Raw genomic sequence first — 16,684 nt, forward strand, 5'->3', positions numbered from 1 at the left:
TAATATCTGAAGGAGTCTGAATGCGTTGGTTTTACATACCAAATGAAAACACGGAAGGTGACCAAATTGGTCCGCGCATGGCGTTTGAAAAACTGTATCGCGAAGGCGTTTTTTCCGCGTACACCGCCTATTCTTATTTAGTGCGGCAAAATGCCTTAGGGAACCATCATGACGCATTGAATGAACTCTTGGAGTCTGCCCGCGCTTTTGCGCCGAATGTCATATTTATTCAGCATCCCAGTAATCGCTATCCAATGGACAAGGGATTTTTGCAACAACTCAAGAGCATACCAAGCCAACCTAAATTGGTTTTATATGAAGAAGACCCTTATGGTTATTTGGTCAAACGCATGGATGCCACCGTGATAGCTGTTCTCTCTCAATCCGATATTTGTTTTTTGGGAGGAACAGGATATTTAGCGGATATGGCCCATAGTGCCGGAGCCAAAAAAATTCGATTTGCCTTGCATTCTTACGACAGTCATCGGTTTGGAACGCCGTGGCAACCAACGACAACCCGTCGCTATGACGCCATCATGATTGCCAATCTCCCTTGTCTAAAACGGATACCCTGGCTACACGTTCCCGGTGGGCGAAGCAGGAAAAACACCGCACGCGGGCTATACAAATTTCTGGGCGATCGATTTGCGGTGTATGGTGGCGACCTAGGTTGGCAGGGCGAGCCTTATTGCAAAGGAAAAATCCGATATGACGAGCAGGGAACCGCGATTCGTGATGCTTGGATGAGCGTTAACTGGGGACAGTACGATGGGATTGCCATGTACACTTCCGACCGCTTTCCGATTAGCCTGGCATGCGGAGTGCCACATATCACCAATTACCAACCCGGCTATGAACATGTGTTTGCCAATATTCCCGGCTTATTCGTCATTAAAAGCCCACGGGAGGCAGTAGATGTTGCACTGTACATCCTGAGCCTGACCGTCGAACAACGTAATGAATTGGGTTTTCAGGCGGCCGAATACGCCCGCCAACACCTGGAAGTCACCGTAGTTTATGCCAATATGGTTTCTGTGATTCATGAGCAGCTGTTTGGTTGTCACGCGCCTTCGGCCCAAGGCGAATCGCTGTGACATTACACATTGGCATTGCCGGGCCCATTGCCACAGAATACATTGCAGACTTGCTGACCGAAGGCGCTAGCGACCTACCGGTTGGTTATCCAGGTGCACCGCTCACAGGTGTTTTGATTACTGAATTATTAAGGCTAGGGTACAAAGTATCCGCTTTCACCACAGATCCTTCGCTCTATCCGCATTCAGGGCCAGTTAAAGCCAGCGGGGTAAATTTCGATTTCTACATTTGCCCCGCTCGCCCACGAGCCTGGCGCTTTAATAAGAACCATGTCGGTCGTGCAATCGATGGTTTTGCTTATGAAAGACAGCAATTGTTTAATGCTATGAAATTAGCAAACCCCAACATTATTCATGCTCACTGGACCTACGAATTTGCTCTGGCCGCCATCAAAACCGGACTGCCACATCTAATCACCTGCCATGATGCTCCGGCGGCAGTGCTTCGCCATACGCGCAGCCCCTATCGGGCCATTCGCTACCTAATGGCCCGCCAAGTGTTTTGGAAAGGACAGCATTTCTCCGCTGTTTCTAACTATATGTCCGAGGCTGTACAACATTACACAAGCCAAGCTATTAACGTTATTCCCAATCCATTAGCCAATTACGTAATATCTAACGGACGAATACGAACTAGGCCGCCAGTAAAACATATCGGTATGGTTTGTAATGGCTGGGATGATCTTAAAAATCCCAAAGCGGCATTAATGGCTTTCGCCAAAATACATCGTAACGAGCCAATGTCGGAATTGCATCTCTTTGGCCGCGAGTTCGGTGCAGGGGAATCCGCGCAACAATGGTGTCAGCAGCAGGGGATCGCAGCCGGCATGATATTTCATGGTGCCACTCCGCATAAGCAGTTGATTGAACGCCTTAATAGGCTGGACTTGCTGCTGCATCCCTCCCTGGAAGAATCCTTTGGCGTTGTAATTGCGGAGGCCATGGCGCTAGGCCTGCCGATAGTCGCCGGTAGCCGTAGCGGCGCGGTGCCCTGGGTAGTCGGTATCGACGAGACGACTGACAACCGCTGCTGCGCGGTACTGACAGATGTATCCGATCTGGCCAATATTGCTTCAGCCATAGAAGAAGCATTTGATGAATATTATAGCGAGCGCTCATCATCAGGCCATACCCGAGCACTAAGGATGTTCGCACCCAAAGCGATAAGCGAATCGTACTTAGCAATGTACCGGCAGGCGTTGCTTACTGACACCATACCAAAAATCTAATAGCCAAGACATATATGGCCGCGAAAATAATGTTTTATACAGTTCTGCGTCTGCGTGACGCTGTCTTGAAAAGATGGTGGAATTTTAGTGGTCGATTACTGTTACGCGCATCTGGCGTTGACACTCAATATCGGACAATTCTTTACGGTTATCCCATCGTCACACTGTGTCCAGATAGTAAAGTGATATTTGGAGATGGAGTTATGCTTTGTTCGGACTCGCGCTTCACCGCCTTAGGCAGCTCCAGACCGGTAATAATTCGAACACTGAGGCCTAAATCGCAGATTACTATCGGTGCAAATACCGGGCTAAGTGGAACGGTCATTTGTTCGGCAGTTTCCGTAGAAATTGGCTCCGAATGTTTGCTAGGTGCTGATGTGCAAATATTTGACACCGATTTTCATAAAATAGAGCCTAAAAATAGGAGATTCGACAAGTCTCCCGATAAAGTCCGATGTGCGCCGGTGGTAATAGAAGACAACGTATTTATCGGCGCCGGCAGCAAAGTCATGAAAGGGGTCAAAATCGGTCGCAATAGTGTGATTGGCGCCGGGTCGATTGTGACAAAAGATATTCCTTGCAATTCTATTGCTGTCGGTAATCCCGCGAAAGTTATAGGGTCGGTGCTTTAAAAGTTGTGGCCGAAAACCAATCCTGTTTTATATTAATTAAGCTTTGACATGATAGAAGTAATCGTTGCCTTATTTTTTTGCATTTTTATTATATTGCGGCCAACCGCCATACCCTACTTAGCCTTGATCTATTTATTCATAAACGGCCTGGCTAGCCGAGCATTTATGAGTCACTTAAAAGTAACTTTGGGCAGCGTCAATGCATTCCCTTTAGACTTGCTTTATGCGCTTGCAGCAATATTTGCGTTGGTTTATTTTATAAAGTATTTTTATAGAAACACTAAAAGACCTAACGCATCGGAAACCAAGACAACAGCCATATTTGTTTTATTATTTATCTTTTTATTTGTCGGCAAATTAATGATCGGCTTTCTTAATAACCTACCATTCGATAGTTTGTTAAGAATGTTTATGACCGACACGCCGGCAATCTATTTTTTTCTACCGCTAGCGATCTATAAAGACGTTAGCCAGCTAAAGCGTTTAATTAAATTTGCTGTCTTTCTTTCGTTAGTGTTTCCACTCTATCAGCCCTTTTTACTAAATTCGGATGATACAAAACTGGCGTTGAACGCCCAAGATACGTTAAGACTTGGCTTTGGCGACGGCAACATCCTGCTGGGACTTGGCGCCATTGCTCTGCTTTGCTGGGAATATAAGAAATATCTTACCTTTCTTCCTCTCTCCGGCGTGATGATGCTTGGACACCGATCGTCCTTCATAGCCATAGGTCTTGCATTTATGGCCTTATCTTTTTTTAAAGGAAAAAAAATTAAAACTCTCATTCTGATGGGGGTGGCAGGAGCGCTAGTTATTGTCATGCTTTCGATTCTCCAGGCGTTTGCCAATGTTAATATGCTGGACAAACTCCTAAGCCGTGTGGAACAAACCTTTGACCCCACTAAAACCACTATTGTCCGCGCAAGAGTCATTACAACGGTAATCGAGGAGTTAGAAAAACGACCTTTTACCGGACTGGAATATAAAGAGCTTCAAGAAGTCATCAAACGCTCAGAGTTTAGTCCGCGCGACTTCAATATTTATCACCCCCATAATTTTGTTTATTCTTCGTTAATGAATACCGGCATTATTGGCACTCTTTTACTGTTTACCATAATTTTCAGGTCAATGAAAACAGCTTATAAACTCGCGCGTACTGAAGTTTTTAAATTACAAGGCGCTTATTTATATAGTTATATTTTATTCTTTTTAATTTTTTCGGCGATGAATACCTCCATGACAACATGTGGATATGTCTTCTGGTTTTTATGCGGTGTTACTTTCTGGTTTTTTAATCAATATAAGGCCGCTAGGCAATCGTCATGAAAATCTGGATTTGCATACCCGTTTTTAACCGCATTGAATTTACTCTGAAATGTTTGGCAACCCTTAAAACGCAAACCTTTCAAAATTTCGGCGTGGTTATTTGCGATCACGGTTCCACGGATGGCAGCACGCAGCGCATCAACCGGGACTTTCCGGACGTGGTTGTGCTCAACGCCGACGACAGTTTGTGGTGGACGGGGGCGATGAATCGCTGCGTTGAATACGTATTGCAACACGCCGCCGAGCAAGACTATCTATTGACCTTGAACAACGATACCGAGCTGCCGCCCGACTATCTGGCCGAATTAGCCGTCCAAAGCACTCAATACCCGCATGCGGTTTTAACCTCGGTGGTCCATGACGTCGCCACCGGCGAGCGTGTCAGCGACGGTTACCGTCAAAGTTGGCTGGCCGCAAAAGACCGGGCAGTGTCGTTTGAAAAACATCATCTGCCGGGCGACGACAACGTGATGGCCGTGACGCTGGCGTCCGGGCGGGGCACATTGTTTCCCATGGAGGTATTTCGGATTGTGGGTTTGTACGACGAGCGTCATTTGCCGCACTACGCCGCCGATTACGATTTCAGCCATAAAGCCCAACGGGCAGGCTTCCCGGCTTATGTGTGCAAGAGCTGTCGGGTTTTTTCCCATGTGGCCGCCACCGGCATGACGACGGTGCGTGATACTTTGTCGTTAAAAGGCTTTATCACTTTTTTAACCAGTATTAAATCGCCCGCCAATCTGAAAACGCGTTGGTGGTATGGCTGGAATAATTGCCCGAAAGCGCTTTTTCCAAGTTATATCGTTTTGGATGTGATACGACTGGTTGGCGGTTATTTCAGGCATTTTTTGTTGATTAATGCCGAACTCAATAAAGTGTAAACCAACGTTCAAGGCCAATAGGCTGGGCCAAGGCTAACGCCTACCCAAGCTGGCCACCATGCAATTTCTAAAATTCAAATAGGAAACGTCTATGTCATTTTATGGCTACTACGCATCGCGCGATAGGAATAAATTTGGAGAAATCATAAAAAAGAAATTTGCTCAAATAGTATTTGATCTCACTGCAAAACATGGAACGACAGACTCTATTTTAGAAATCGGTCCTGGCGACGGCTATGTGGCAGATATTGCATTGGCACAGGGAATCACTTATTCGGCGATTGAAGGTAGTTCAAAAATTGCCGAAAAATTGGCGGAAAGAAATATTAACGTGCACTGTTCTTTTGTTCCGCCACTACCAAACATCGGCAATGAAGTAAGCTGTTGCATACTGCTGCATGTGTTGGAACATATGGATAATCATGCAAAAGCGTCTGAATTACTCGGCAACATCCATGCAATATTGAAAGAAGACGGACTTATTATTGTGGCTGTGCCTGATTATTTAAGCTGGGGAAAGCTGTTTTTTGATTGCGATTACACCCACTCTTATCCATTAACAAAAAGGCGTTTAAATAGATTATTTGAGGATAATGGATTTAGCATTATTTTGAATGAGCACTACTCAGGGTGTTATGTAGGAAAAATACCTTTTATTTTTGCAAAAATACTGAGTATTTTTTATTCGGATACGCTCAATTCAATTTTCTTTGGAAAAAGCGACTTGCTTTACCGGGGCGTTCTCACCTTCATGCCAAACTTATTGGTTGTCGCCAGAAAGTCCTGATTGAAAATTCAGTATTTATATTAAAAAAACGCTCACTAGTTCAGATTATCGCTGATGAAAAAAGTAGTTTTGCTCAACTATAGATTGTTCCATTACCGCATGGAATTACTCAACCGATTACGCAAGGTTTGCGCCGATCGAGGCATTGATATTCACCTTGTGCACGGCCAAGCAACAAAACGTGAAGAACAAAAGAAGGACTGCGGTTTTTTGCCCTGGGCCGACGTGGTGGTAAATCGCTATGTCTCCATCGGCAATAAAGACATCCTTTGGCAGCCTTTTCCAGCCAAACATCGCGATGCCGACTTGGTGGTGTTGATGCAGGAGAACCGGCTAATGTCCAATTACCCTTGGTTATTCCTGCGTGGCTTGCATCGATCAAAAGTGGCTTATTGGGGACATGGCCGCAATTTTCAGTCGACGCGTCCAACCGGCCTGTTCGAAAGGTGGAAGCAACTTCTAGTGGGCCGCGTCGACTGGTGGTTTGCTTATACCGACCTGACCAAGGCTATTCTGCTAGCCGACGGTTATCCGAGCGAGCGGATTACGGTGTTGGACAATGCCATCGATAACGAAAGCTTTGTGGCCGATTTGGCCGCGGTTTCCGATGCCCGCCTGGCAGACTTGCGCCATCAGCTTGATGTACCCGCAGACGCCCAAGTCGGTTTGTATTGCGGCTCGCTGTATCCCGACAAACGCCTGGATTACATGGTGGCGGCGGCCGACAAAATTCGGGCGGCATTGCCTAATTTTCATTTGCTGATTATCGGCGACGGCCCCAGTGCGGGTGACATTAAAGCGGCGGCGGCATCGCGGCCTTGGCTGCATTGGTTGGGCGTCCGCAAAGGCATCGAAAAAGCCGAATATTTTCGCTTGGCTCATCTGGTGTTAAATCCCGGATTGGTGGGCTTGCATGTGCTGGATTCGTTTTGCGCCGGTGTGCCGATGGTCACCACCACCGATGCTCGTCACAGCCCGGAAATTGCTTACCTTAAAGATGGCGAGAACGGCTTGGTGGTGGCTGGCGATGCCGAAGTTTATGCCAATGCCATCATCGATTTATTCCAAAACCCGCCGCGCTACGCGCAGTTACAAACAAGAGCCCTTGCCGACGCGCAACGCTACACCTTGCAGAATATGGTGGAGCATTTTGCCGATGGGATTGAGCGTTGTCTGAATATGGAACGGAAGTTCTAGCAGTTAGCAGTGCTGACGGATAAGTTTTTTAAAAATTGAAGACGAATGAGGAAACAATCGTGACGATGTCAGTTAATCGGATTATGGATATCCCTGTCTATTCAGGCCCGCCATCCGTGGTGTTGGAAGAGATGGATAGAGTAATCTCCGCTCGCAAAATGGGGGCTTATATTTCCATTACCAATACCGAGTCGATGTACCACGCTTTAAGGCGTCCAGATCATCTTAAATTTATTCAAGAAGCCAATTTTTCTTTATGCGATGGGGTGGGCGTGATTGCCGCCGGGTATTTTTGGGGGCTAAAGATCAACCGCTACAACGGCCCCATCCTGCAGCTGGATTGCAGCGAATATGGCCAGTCCAGGGGATGGCGTCACTTCTTCTATGGCGGCAAGGAGGGCGTCGCAGAATTAATGTCCGAAAAACTTAAAGAACAGTTTCCGCAGTTGCAAGTGGTGGGCACTTATTGTCCGCCATTTCGCGAACTGACCGAGCAGGAAGACGAAGACGTGGTCAGGATGATCAACGAATGCCAGCCGGATATTGTCTGGGTCGGCCTGGGGTTAGTTAAGCAAGAGGCGTGGATTGCCAAGCATCTACACCGGGTGAAAGCGCCCTGGATGGTTGGCGTTGGCGCGTCATTCGACTATCACTCGGGCGCCGTGCCCTGGGCACCGCTCTGGATTCGGGCGCTGGGGCTGGAATGGGTTTTTAGATTGATTATCCAGCCCAAGTTGCGTGCCAAGCGCTATTGGTGGTCGTTTGTGTTTGTTGCCGAGGCGGCATTGGCCGGGATGATGCAGCGGTTTCAAGGTGTAAAAGTTAATTCTTAAGGAGTGGTATTGTGGTTCGTGTAGCGGTTGTAGGTTTAGGAAAAATGGGCTTGTCGCATCTCGCCATTATCAAAGCACATCCGAACGTGGAAGTTGCAGCGGTCTGCGATGCCGCAGGTTATGTTTTGGACGTGCTGAATAAATATACCGGCGTGCGCACTTTTACGGATTACGACGCCATGCTGCGCGACGCCGAACTGGATGCTGTCATTATCGCCACGCCATCCAGCATGCATGGCCCCATGGTGCGCAAGGCACTCGACCAGGGTTTGCACGTATTCTGCGAAAAGCCGTTCAGTGTGGATAGTCAAGAGGCGGATGAATTGGCGGCGTTGGCGGTCGAAAAAGGCGTCGTCAACCAGGTGGGCTATCACTACCGTTTTGTTGGGGCTTTCCAGGAAGTAAAGCGCCTTCTCGAGTTAGGCGCCATTGGCGAGGTATCGCATGTGCTCGCCGAAGCTTACGGCCCCGTGGTGATGCGGCCGAAGGGCAGTTCATGGCGCACCCAGCGCACGGCTGGCGGCGGCTGTCTCTATGACTACGCCGCGCACCCGCTCAACTTATTGAATTGGTATCTGGGCATGCCTCACGGTGTTGGCGGCAGCATATTGAACAGCATTTTTTCAAAAGAAACCGACGACGAAGTATTCGGCACACTGTATTTCGATGGTGGTAAGAGCGCGCAAATATCAGTCAACTGGAGCGACGAATCTTATCGGAAGATGAGCACGAAGATTAGTATTTGGGGCACAACCGGCCGGATTATTGCCGATCGGCAGGAAATACAGGTTTATCTGCGAGATACCGCAAGGATACCCGATGGTTATCAATTGGGTTGGAATGTTCGCAATACCACCGAATTGACCGATGAAGTTTGGTTCTACGTCAGAGGCGAAGAATATTCGGCGCAACTCGATTATTTCGTTAACTGTATTGCGGAAAAACGCTTGGAAAACGTCAATTCATTTACCAGCGCCGCAGAAACCGACAAGGTCATCGCCATGATGATTGCCGATGCACAAAAAGGCGCGTCGGTCGGTAATGACCAGGTTTTGTCGGTCGCTCCCACCAAGAAACGCGGCATCTTTTCTTTTTTGCAATCTTGATAGCTCAAGTTCAGCGGACGAACAGACTCCGCTTTTGCAATGTTAAATAATATGGCAACCCTTTGAGGTTTGGAGTTTTTTTGAATGGATAAACTACTTTTTGGCGACAATCAATTCTTCGGCGTTAATCATATGTCGGAAGAAAAAGCTCGCAGCCAGGCGATGCGATTTCAAGATATTAACACCGTCATTGAAGTGCTGGACAACGCCTATGATGAAGGAATCAAGACTTTCATGTGCACCACACACGAACGGATTGCGCTGGTGTGTGATCATATGCGCGCGAACCCTGAACGCTATGCGGACTACCAATTTTTCCCCTGCATGCCTTATGCGCACAAATACGCAAATGCCATGACCGACCACGGCTTATTGGGGGCGATTAAGCATTTTCTGCCGGATGAGGGCTTTATTGACTCCGCGGTGCGCGGCGGCATGTCCTTAGCGAAGAAAGATATCGAGGGCATTACCACGCTGTTGATCGATGCGGAAATGAAGATGTTTTCCGGACTGCAAACGCCGGTGATTTTTCTGCAAAACGTCGTCGTGGATTTTCTGTTGGGATTGGGCTTTAACGAGGCTTTTCGCATCTTCGCCAACCATGTCAAAACCCGTTATGGTGCGGAACCGGGATTTATCACCATGAACATGCCCAAATTATTGGACGTTTTGGAAAGCCTTGGAATAGATAATCCAATCGTTTGCGCCAATATCAATAAAGTGGGCTTTCGTATGTCCGGCGGCTTCGAGGCTTACGAGAGGGTGTTGAAGGAAAAGAAATTTCGGGCGATCGCCATGTCGGTATTTGCCTCGGGCGCTATCCCGCCTAAAGAAGCCATCGAATGGGTTTGCCAGCAACCGAATATCGAATCGATTGTGTTCGGCGCATCAAGCCGAGGTAATATTCATTCAACGCGGGAATTGGTCGACAGCTACTGGCCAAAGAAACCCGTATAAGTTGTGGTCATCTCCTCGACTACCGTTAAGTGAAGCGGTCGGTCTCTTCTCCCTTCGGCGGGGACTATCGTAAAAGTCAAGAGTAGGTTGGGCAGAGCATAGCGAAGCCCAACAAAATCGAAATGTTGGGTTTCATCGTATTCAGACCAACCTACCTTTTACGACAACTTCCGAAGGGATGAGGTTGGGGTGAGTGCGTCCAAATTCTCTGGTATTAATTTCCCTCTCCCTCTTGCACATTTGCGAGCATTTTTATTGAATGAGGCCTATATCGCTTGGTAAGGGTTGAAAACCGATGTCTTTAATAGGCGACCCGGCACAGGTGATCATTTTTTTGTTAACGATGGTCACGCACGGGTCGGCAATAATGCCGTTTTTGTCTATGCCTTGCGCCACCCATTCCGACCAAGGTGCTCCGCCGACTTTATGGTTCAATTCAAGCACGTTATAGTCGACCGCCAGTTTGCCTGTAGTGGACCAAATTATATTATCGGCAATAACCGTAGAATCCCTCGGTAAAAAATATCGAAATGAATAACCACCCGGTTTGCTGGTAACAAATATATTGCGCTCTATCCGGTTTCCTTCGGGCCAGGCTTTATTATGCATGGGAGTAGCCAATTCCGGATATTTTTGCTTCCAAATTTCTGTCATATAGGGCGACGTATCCAGTGTTTTTTGAATTTGATCCAAAAAAACAGGCGGGATCAGAGAAACCCATATCGTAAAATCATTGGTTTTAAAATAGTTATTGTAAATTTTATTGTCTCTCCCGCCATGAATATGGAGCGACATAGCGACGTTTTCAAAAATATTACCACTGACATCAAAGCCGCTGGCACCGTCATCCAAATATACCCCTATAGCATAATTTGGCGATTGGTAAACCACTTGATTTGTTGCCACATCCACACTCTTCATGCCGAAGCCAATAACATCATGAATATAATTATTCCGAATGACATTACCCCGTGTAGACCAATCTCGCCCGCTGTAAATTGCGCCACAATCTGCGGCTTGTAAACAGAAATGATGAACTTCGTTTTTTTCGATCAAGTGATCGTTACCTAGAAAAATAATTCCGGTAATCGGACCATATTCCAATAGATTATGCGTTACTTTGCCACCTACTCCTTCCAAACGAATACTTGGTGAATAGGCCAGCAATATCGTACCATTATGATGAATATGATTGTTATGAATAACATTGCCGGACGATTGCAGGCTTTTTTTATCTCCGCCAGCAATGGCTATGCCCTCTGCGCCTGTATGATGAATATTGTTATTGATTAGTTGTATGTTTTTTCCATTTTTTACAATTACCCCTTTGCCTCCAACATTACTAATATCCAATCTATCCAATACAACGTTGTTGGCATTTTTTATAAAAACCGGTGCGCTGGCGCTATATTGAAAACTGAGATTTTTAAAAGTTAAATAGCTAATATCGTCAGCTAGCACTATATTCGGTAGAGACGACACTACAACCGTATCTGGGTTAATACCATCCGGCGCGATAAAGCTGATGGTTTTAGTATTGTTGTCGAAAAACCATTCGCCGGGCGCATTCAGCAATGACGGTAGGTTTTGAATGTAAAACCGCCTGCCGCTATCTAACGGATAAACAGTTGGTGTTGTCATTTTAATAGTATTGTCTGTTTGATTAACTGCCTCAATACCAATAATTTGATCAAACCAGTCATTGCCAGGGAATATATGTACCTGGGCAGCGCTTATCTCTCCGCTCAGTGGCGGCATAGTTTCCATTACCGAAAACTGGGTTTTCTGATCTAGTGGAATTTTAATATGCGCCCAATCTTGATCCGGCCAGCGGGCCAATTCCAGTTTTTGATTATTGACATACAGTTCAAATTTCGGTGCATTACCTTTTATGCGCCCGGTATCGAAAAAATCTTTATTCTCCGGCAATTGGGTAAGCGGACAGTCCCAAATTAGCGCGTCGCGCTTTTTACAGGTAATGGGTAGCCCGCCGCTAATTATTACTTCCGCATCAGGCTCGCCTTGCCAAACGATTTCTCGACCTGCAAAGCCGGAATCCATTAAATTAAAACTGAGCGGCCGATTTAAATAATAAATACCCCCCGCTATATTAACGGTAACCTTGTCGTTAAAGGCGTGTGTTTGCTTCAAACTCCTGATGGCTTGTTTGGCTTTTTCAAGGGTTTTAAACGGTCCATCGTTAAGCTGCGAACTGGGCGTTTTGAGACTGCCAGACCATGAGTCGTCGCCATTGGGATTAACATAATAATCGACAGCTATTGCCTGAACACCCCAGCAAAGGTTTATCACTATCCAAAGATTAATTAGGTGCTTCATAAAATGCCTCTGTTCTCGAAGAATTTAAGGCCGGGTACCGGCCAAAATTCTAGGCGCTATTTAGCTTGCTTATAAAAAGAAAGATGGCGATTTATACGGTGAGCCACCTAATTTAAGATTACGATTTAGAGGTTTACTTCAGTTAATATTGAAGGTGTAATGTCCTATTCCTTGGCCACGAAGATGCGTTGAAATTGTTGCAGAAAATGTCAAAAGCGGACTAATCCGTAATAGCCTGTATACCAGCTGCCTTTGAATAACGGCTTTTAAGCATAAATGAACTGCGCTTGGTTTGACAAGTCAATTCGACGCATTGACCTAACATTAAGCCTGAGCGCCAACATGGGAAACTGGATAGCTTCCCATCATTTTATCGACTCGGCACGAACGAATAGTTTGATCCACCGTCCGCGCCAAAACTAACAAAATAGCCGGCATTTTGAATACCGGCTGCAAGTCAAATCTTAGTTGACCTTGATCAATTCCACATCAAAAATCAGCGCGGCATTAGGACCGATGTCACGGCCAGCGCCACGCTCGCCATACGCCAGATTGGATGGGATGAAAAAGCGGTATTTGGCGCCTTCTTTCATCAATTGCAATCCTTCGGTCCAACCGGCAATCACCCGATTCAATGGAAAAGTCGCCGGCGCGCCGCGGCCATAGGAGCTATCGAATTCCTTGCCGTCGATGGTGGTGCCTTTGTAATGCACGGTGACATTGTCGGTGGCTTTAGGTGCGGCGCCTGTACCTTCGTTGAAGACCAGGTATTGCAGACCGCTGGCGGTAGCGATCACGCCGGCGTTTTTGGCGTTATCCGCCAGAAATTTTTCGCCTGCGGCTTTGTTTTCGGCTGGGGTATTGGCATTGGCCATTGAGAACATAACGAATCCTGTAATAAAAGCGATTAAAATAGCAATAACACGTTGTTTCGTGGATTTCATGAAGACTCCCGATAAATGGTTGGGGGCGCTAGTTTATCAGTTTTTAGTGTCCAGCTCTTGCCGGCAGGTCGCCAGTTGCGCATCGTAACGTAACGCGCGTTGATGGACTTTTTGTGCGGTATTCAGCAGCCATTGCTTGGATAAATAGCTGTTGCGCTGAAAGCCGCCGAGACCTTCGTGATAGGTTAGATACAATTTATTGGTGTCCGAAGTCGGGATGCCGAGTTTGCGATTGCTGGTCGCGCAATACCAGGCCACAAAGTCGCAGCTGTCGGAAAAGTCTTCGCGATCCGCCCACCAATTGCCGGCTTTTTGCTGATAGTCTGCCCAGGTTTCGTCCTTGGCTTGCGGATAACCGTAAGCGCTGCTGGAGCGAAACCAGGGGATGAAGCCTAGGATCAACGGCCGGGGCGGCTGGGCGTCGGCGACAAAGCTGGATTCTTGATGGATGATGGCCATTTGCACCGCAATAGGCACACCCCAGCGTCGCGCTGAACTTAATGTCGCTTGATACCAATCGTCTTTTTCACGAAAAATCTGGCAAATATTTTCGGTGTTTTTCGGTGGCATGGTTGCACAGGCCGATAAAACGACTAGACTTGCGAGAAAAATTATTCTGCGTTTCATATCCTAGCGAATCAGATTGTAATAAAGAACTTACTTTAGGAAAGCGCTAACTAAATCGTCGCCCGCGAAAGCAGGGATTCAGATTTTTACTTTGGGTTCCCGTTCCTGCCCTTGATGGTATTTTCAAGAACAATGGCATTGATTTAATTAACACCTTAGTATTTTATCGACAATCACATAGGAAGCCCTACCGAACAGAAGGACAACAATGCCAACGACTGAAAACCGCGCCTACCGCAAAAACCTCACCAGCCACGGCCTGCTCTACATGGGCTACGAAGAACACGAAATTTGGGTCGTGAATCTTTCGCTGTCCGGGTTGCTGGCGGTGTTAAAGGTCAAACCGCAGATTAACGACATTAAGGACATTTTTACCGCACTGCAAGTTTCGCCTATTGTCGATTTTTACCTCCCTGAAATACGCTTGGCGGGGGAAGCGGAAGTCGCTCGAGCCGAAGCAACCGAAGACGGTTTTCAGATAGCGATAGAATTTCGCAATTTGTCCTACGATACCGACAATTTGCTTTATAGCCGCCGCGCTTATCGCAAAAACATGACGGCTCCCGGCCACATCATTTTCAACGATACCGATTATGCCTTCAATACCGAAAACGTTTCAGTGGATGGTTTAATGATACGCATGCTCGGCAGGATAGATGTTGCGGAAGGCACGGTGACCGGGTTTGAATACCATCATCTTGGCCTGAGCGGAGAGGCGACAGTGATCTGGAGCGAACATGACGACATTTCGACGCTGATGGGCTTGCAATACCTACATATGGAACGAGACAGCATCAAAGGCATCCCGATTTTTCGCTACCCACCTTTGACTTCAGATTGAAAAACGCTGCCGATTGCGGGTTGTCCAAAACTGCATCGCCAATTGCTGAGCTTGTTGCTGGCTATCGGCCTTGCCGAGCAGTTTCAAGGCTATCGCCGCAGTACCAATCACCGTTGCTTCGCCAAACTCGTCGCTAAGCTCGCCTTGCCAGAATTGCGCTAGCAATTGAGGATCTAAATCTTCGGCTTTCATATGTCGGCGTTCGAATAGGGCTGGCCAGGTTTCGTCCTCAAGCTCACCGTCGCTCACGCTCTGTACCAGGCATTCCACATCCGGGTTGCGCTCGGTTTCACCGCCTTCGCCTTTTAATACCGCCATGTTTTTTTGATCCAGCAACAGTGCGGCCTTTTGATGAACCTGCCGATAGCTGGGATGGAAGATGCCCTGAATGCTATGGCTGGCGTCGAACGGATTTAATAATCTAACCAGCGTATGAACCGGCGAGCGTAAACCCATCACCGGCCGCAGATTGATCATGTCGTACAGTTTCGGACAGATATATTCCAGCGATAGATAACTGAAATTGTCCCGCTCCAATTGCTGGCCGGCTTCGGCTATCGAGGTTGCGGCCTTAATCCCCAAGGCTTGCAGCGCATTCTCGGTATACAAACGGCCCTCGGTATGGCCGCCGGCGCCGTGCATGAAAACCCTAATGCCGTTTTCCGCCAGCAGTAGCGTGGACAATAAAAACCAGGGTAAATGACGGCGTTTGCCGGCGTAGGACGACCAGTCCAGATCGACCGACACTTTGGCTTCGAATGCAAAGCTTTCCCGCGCGGCTTGCACGAAGCCGGCCAGCTCTTCGCAGGTTTCTTCCTTGACTCGCATCAACATCAAAAATGCGCCAAGTTGAATCGGCTCGACCTGGCCGTCGGCCAAGATCATTTGCATCGCCCGATAGGCTTCGTCTTGCGTCAGCGGCCGGGCGCCTTTTTTGCCCTTGCCGAGTATCTTGATAAATTCCGCGAACGGATGTTCCTGGGTCAACAAGCTCATGAGAATGACAGTGGGAAGTAATGATCGATCAGCAATGCCGCGAAAATCAGCATCAAATAAACAATGGAATAACCGAAGGTGCGCATCGCGGTTTTGTTGTCCTTCTTGCGCATCATTTGAATCGCGTAATAGATAAAGCCCAACCCCAGCAACACCGCCGCCACTAAATAAATCAAGCCGCTCATGCCGGTCAGATAGGGCAGCAGGGTGGAGATCAGCAACAGGATGGTGTACAACAAAATTTGCAGACGGGTGAATTCCACGCCATGCGTCACCGGCAACATCGGGATGGAAACCTTGGCGTATTCTTCGCGTTTGGCGATGGCCAGCGCCCAGAAATGCGGCGGGGTCCAGACGAAGATAATCAAAAACAGCAACAACGCATACGGATGCACTTCACCGGTAATCGCCGCCCACCCCAATACCGGTGGTGCCGCGCCGGCCGCGCCGCCGATCACGATATTCTGCGGCGTCATTTTTTTGAGGTATACCGTATAAATCAGCGCATAGCCGATCAGCGACAAAAAGGTCAGGAAGGCGGTCAACACATTGATCTTGATGGTTAGTATTGCCATGGCTACAAAACCGATCAAGCTGGCAAACACCAAGACTTGATGAGAGTTCAAATGACCGGTAGGCAGCGGACGGTTTTTGGTGCGGCCCATTTCCGCATCGGCTTTTTGATCGATGAAATGATTGATCGCCGCTGCCGAGGATGCCGCTAGGGCGATGCCTATGCTGCCGTAGAAAAACTTGTCCAGTGGCGGCATGCCCGGCACGGCCAGCAACATGCCGACGATGGCGGTAAACACGATCAATGCCACCACTCTGGGCTTACAGAGCTCTAAGTAGTCTTTCCAGGATAGCGCGGAAGTTGTGTCGGTCATCAAGTACCAA

The 16,684-nt window shown here is 47.7% G+C and carries 16 protein-coding genes; 11 read left to right on the plus strand and 5 right to left on the minus strand.

The window, feature by feature from the left end; genetic code table 11:
* Positions 1-20 precede the first annotated feature (20 nt).
* From QZJ86_RS19245 to QZJ86_RS19290, 10 genes are all read left to right on the plus strand, one after another.
* Positions 21-1,094 carry a glycosyltransferase family protein gene (locus QZJ86_RS19245; RefSeq protein ID WP_301672131.1) on the plus strand — a complete coding sequence of 358 codons (1,074 nt, stop codon included), beginning with the start codon at positions 21-23 and terminating at the stop codon, positions 1,092-1,094.
* Positions 1,091-2,323: a glycosyltransferase family 4 protein gene (locus tag QZJ86_RS19250; protein WP_301672132.1), complete on the plus strand. Its 1,233-nt coding sequence runs from the start codon at positions 1,091-1,093 to the stop codon at positions 2,321-2,323. Before QZJ86_RS19245 ends, QZJ86_RS19250 begins: the two co-directional genes overlap by 4 nt.
* 14 nt (positions 2,324-2,337) lie before the next feature.
* Positions 2,338-2,955: an acyltransferase gene (locus tag QZJ86_RS19255; protein ID WP_301672133.1), complete on the plus strand. Its 618-nt coding sequence runs from the start codon at positions 2,338-2,340 to the stop codon at positions 2,953-2,955.
* A gap of 165 nt (positions 2,956-3,120) precedes the next feature.
* On the plus strand, positions 3,121-4,281 hold the full coding sequence (locus tag QZJ86_RS19260) for an O-antigen ligase family protein (RefSeq protein ID WP_301672134.1): 1,161 nt from the start codon (positions 3,121-3,123) through the stop codon (positions 4,279-4,281).
* Positions 4,278-5,162 carry a glycosyltransferase family 2 protein gene (locus tag QZJ86_RS19265; RefSeq protein WP_301672135.1) on the plus strand — a complete coding sequence of 295 codons (885 nt, stop codon included), beginning with the start codon at positions 4,278-4,280 and terminating at the stop codon, positions 5,160-5,162. Before QZJ86_RS19260 ends, QZJ86_RS19265 begins: the two co-directional genes overlap by 4 nt.
* 91 nt (positions 5,163-5,253) lie before the next feature.
* Positions 5,254-5,949, plus strand: coding sequence for a class I SAM-dependent methyltransferase (locus QZJ86_RS19270; RefSeq protein WP_301672136.1), 696 nt, complete (start codon positions 5,254-5,256; stop codon positions 5,947-5,949).
* A gap of 54 nt (positions 5,950-6,003) precedes the next feature.
* Complete coding sequence (locus QZJ86_RS19275; RefSeq protein WP_301672137.1) at positions 6,004-7,146, plus strand: glycosyltransferase family 4 protein; 1,143 nt, start codon at positions 6,004-6,006, stop codon at positions 7,144-7,146.
* Between the two features lie 65 nt (positions 7,147-7,211).
* Positions 7,212-7,979 (plus strand): WecB/TagA/CpsF family glycosyltransferase, encoded by a 768-nt coding sequence (locus tag QZJ86_RS19280; protein ID WP_301939035.1) that lies wholly within the window; start codon positions 7,212-7,214, stop codon positions 7,977-7,979.
* An 11-nt stretch (positions 7,980-7,990) separates the two neighbouring features.
* Complete coding sequence (locus tag QZJ86_RS19285; RefSeq protein ID WP_301672138.1) at positions 7,991-9,085, plus strand: Gfo/Idh/MocA family protein; 1,095 nt, start codon at positions 7,991-7,993, stop codon at positions 9,083-9,085.
* Between the two features lie 84 nt (positions 9,086-9,169).
* Entirely contained in the window at positions 9,170-10,042 is an 873-nt protein-coding gene (locus tag QZJ86_RS19290) for a hypothetical protein (protein WP_301672139.1), read from the plus strand.
* 252 nt (positions 10,043-10,294) lie between these two features.
* On the opposite strand, the gene QZJ86_RS19295 is transcribed toward QZJ86_RS19290, so the two are convergent.
* From QZJ86_RS19295 to QZJ86_RS19305, 3 genes are all read right to left on the minus strand, one after another.
* Positions 10,295-12,379, minus strand: a complete 2,085-nt coding sequence (locus tag QZJ86_RS19295) for a right-handed parallel beta-helix repeat-containing protein (protein ID WP_301672140.1) — start codon at positions 12,377-12,379, stop codon at positions 10,295-10,297.
* Positions 12,380-12,843: 464 nt separating this feature from the next.
* Complete coding sequence (locus QZJ86_RS19300; RefSeq protein WP_407081625.1) at positions 12,844-13,263, minus strand: FKBP-type peptidyl-prolyl cis-trans isomerase; 420 nt, start codon at positions 13,261-13,263, stop codon at positions 12,844-12,846.
* Between the two features lie 96 nt (positions 13,264-13,359).
* Entirely contained in the window at positions 13,360-13,950 is a 591-nt protein-coding gene (locus QZJ86_RS19305; RefSeq protein WP_301672142.1) for a transglycosylase SLT domain-containing protein, read from the minus strand.
* A 208-nt stretch (positions 13,951-14,158) separates the two neighbouring features.
* On the opposite strand from QZJ86_RS19305, the gene QZJ86_RS19310 reads away from it, so the two are divergent.
* Positions 14,159-14,791 (plus strand): PilZ domain-containing protein, encoded by a 633-nt coding sequence (locus tag QZJ86_RS19310; protein WP_301672143.1) that lies wholly within the window; start codon positions 14,159-14,161, stop codon positions 14,789-14,791.
* On the opposite strand, the gene QZJ86_RS19315 is transcribed toward QZJ86_RS19310, so the two are convergent.
* Entirely contained in the window at positions 14,783-15,787 is a 1,005-nt protein-coding gene (locus tag QZJ86_RS19315) for a glycosyl transferase family protein (protein ID WP_301672144.1), read from the minus strand. The two genes, QZJ86_RS19310 and QZJ86_RS19315, sit on opposite strands and share 9 nt — an antisense overlap.
* Positions 15,784-16,674: a heme o synthase gene (gene cyoE, locus QZJ86_RS19320; RefSeq protein ID WP_301672145.1), complete on the minus strand. Its 891-nt coding sequence runs from the start codon at positions 16,672-16,674 to the stop codon at positions 15,784-15,786. Before cyoE ends, QZJ86_RS19315 begins: the two co-directional genes overlap by 4 nt.
* Between the last annotated feature and the right edge of the window lie 10 nt (positions 16,675-16,684).

This window comes from Methylomonas montana, from assembly GCF_030490285.1.
GTDB lineage: Bacteria > Pseudomonadota > Gammaproteobacteria > Methylococcales > Methylomonadaceae > Methylomonas > Methylomonas montana.

Bases quoted from the DNA above. Each gene is read 5' to 3' on its own strand.
- QZJ86_RS19310 (WP_301672143.1), top strand. From the start codon at position 14,159: ATGCCAACGACTGAAAACCGCGCCTACCGCAAAAACCTCACCAGCCAC.
- QZJ86_RS19295 (WP_301672140.1), bottom strand. From the start codon at position 12,379: ATGAAGCACCTAATTAATCTTTGGATAGTGATAAACCTTTGCTGGGGT.
- QZJ86_RS19255 (WP_301672133.1), top strand. From the start codon at position 2,338: ATGGCCGCGAAAATAATGTTTTATACAGTTCTGCGTCTGCGTGACGCT.
- QZJ86_RS19290 (WP_301672139.1), top strand. From the start codon at position 9,170: ATGGATAAACTACTTTTTGGCGACAATCAATTCTTCGGCGTTAATCAT.
- QZJ86_RS19265 (WP_301672135.1), top strand. From the start codon at position 4,278: ATGAAAATCTGGATTTGCATACCCGTTTTTAACCGCATTGAATTTACT.
- QZJ86_RS19275 (WP_301672137.1), top strand. From the start codon at position 6,004: ATGAAAAAAGTAGTTTTGCTCAACTATAGATTGTTCCATTACCGCATG.
- QZJ86_RS19315 (WP_301672144.1), bottom strand. From the start codon at position 15,787: ATGAGCTTGTTGACCCAGGAACATCCGTTCGCGGAATTTATCAAGATA.
- QZJ86_RS19305 (WP_301672142.1), bottom strand. From the start codon at position 13,950: ATGAAACGCAGAATAATTTTTCTCGCAAGTCTAGTCGTTTTATCGGCC.
- QZJ86_RS19245 (WP_301672131.1), top strand. From the start codon at position 21: ATGCGTTGGTTTTACATACCAAATGAAAACACGGAAGGTGACCAAATT.
- QZJ86_RS19260 (WP_301672134.1), top strand. From the start codon at position 3,121: ATGAGTCACTTAAAAGTAACTTTGGGCAGCGTCAATGCATTCCCTTTA.
- QZJ86_RS19300 (WP_407081625.1), bottom strand. From the start codon at position 13,263: ATGTTCTCAATGGCCAATGCCAATACCCCAGCCGAAAACAAAGCCGCA.
- cyoE (WP_301672145.1), bottom strand. From the start codon at position 16,674: ATGACCGACACAACTTCCGCGCTATCCTGGAAAGACTACTTAGAGCTC.
- QZJ86_RS19280 (WP_301939035.1), top strand. From the start codon at position 7,212: ATGTCAGTTAATCGGATTATGGATATCCCTGTCTATTCAGGCCCGCCA.
- QZJ86_RS19270 (WP_301672136.1), top strand. From the start codon at position 5,254: ATGTCATTTTATGGCTACTACGCATCGCGCGATAGGAATAAATTTGGA.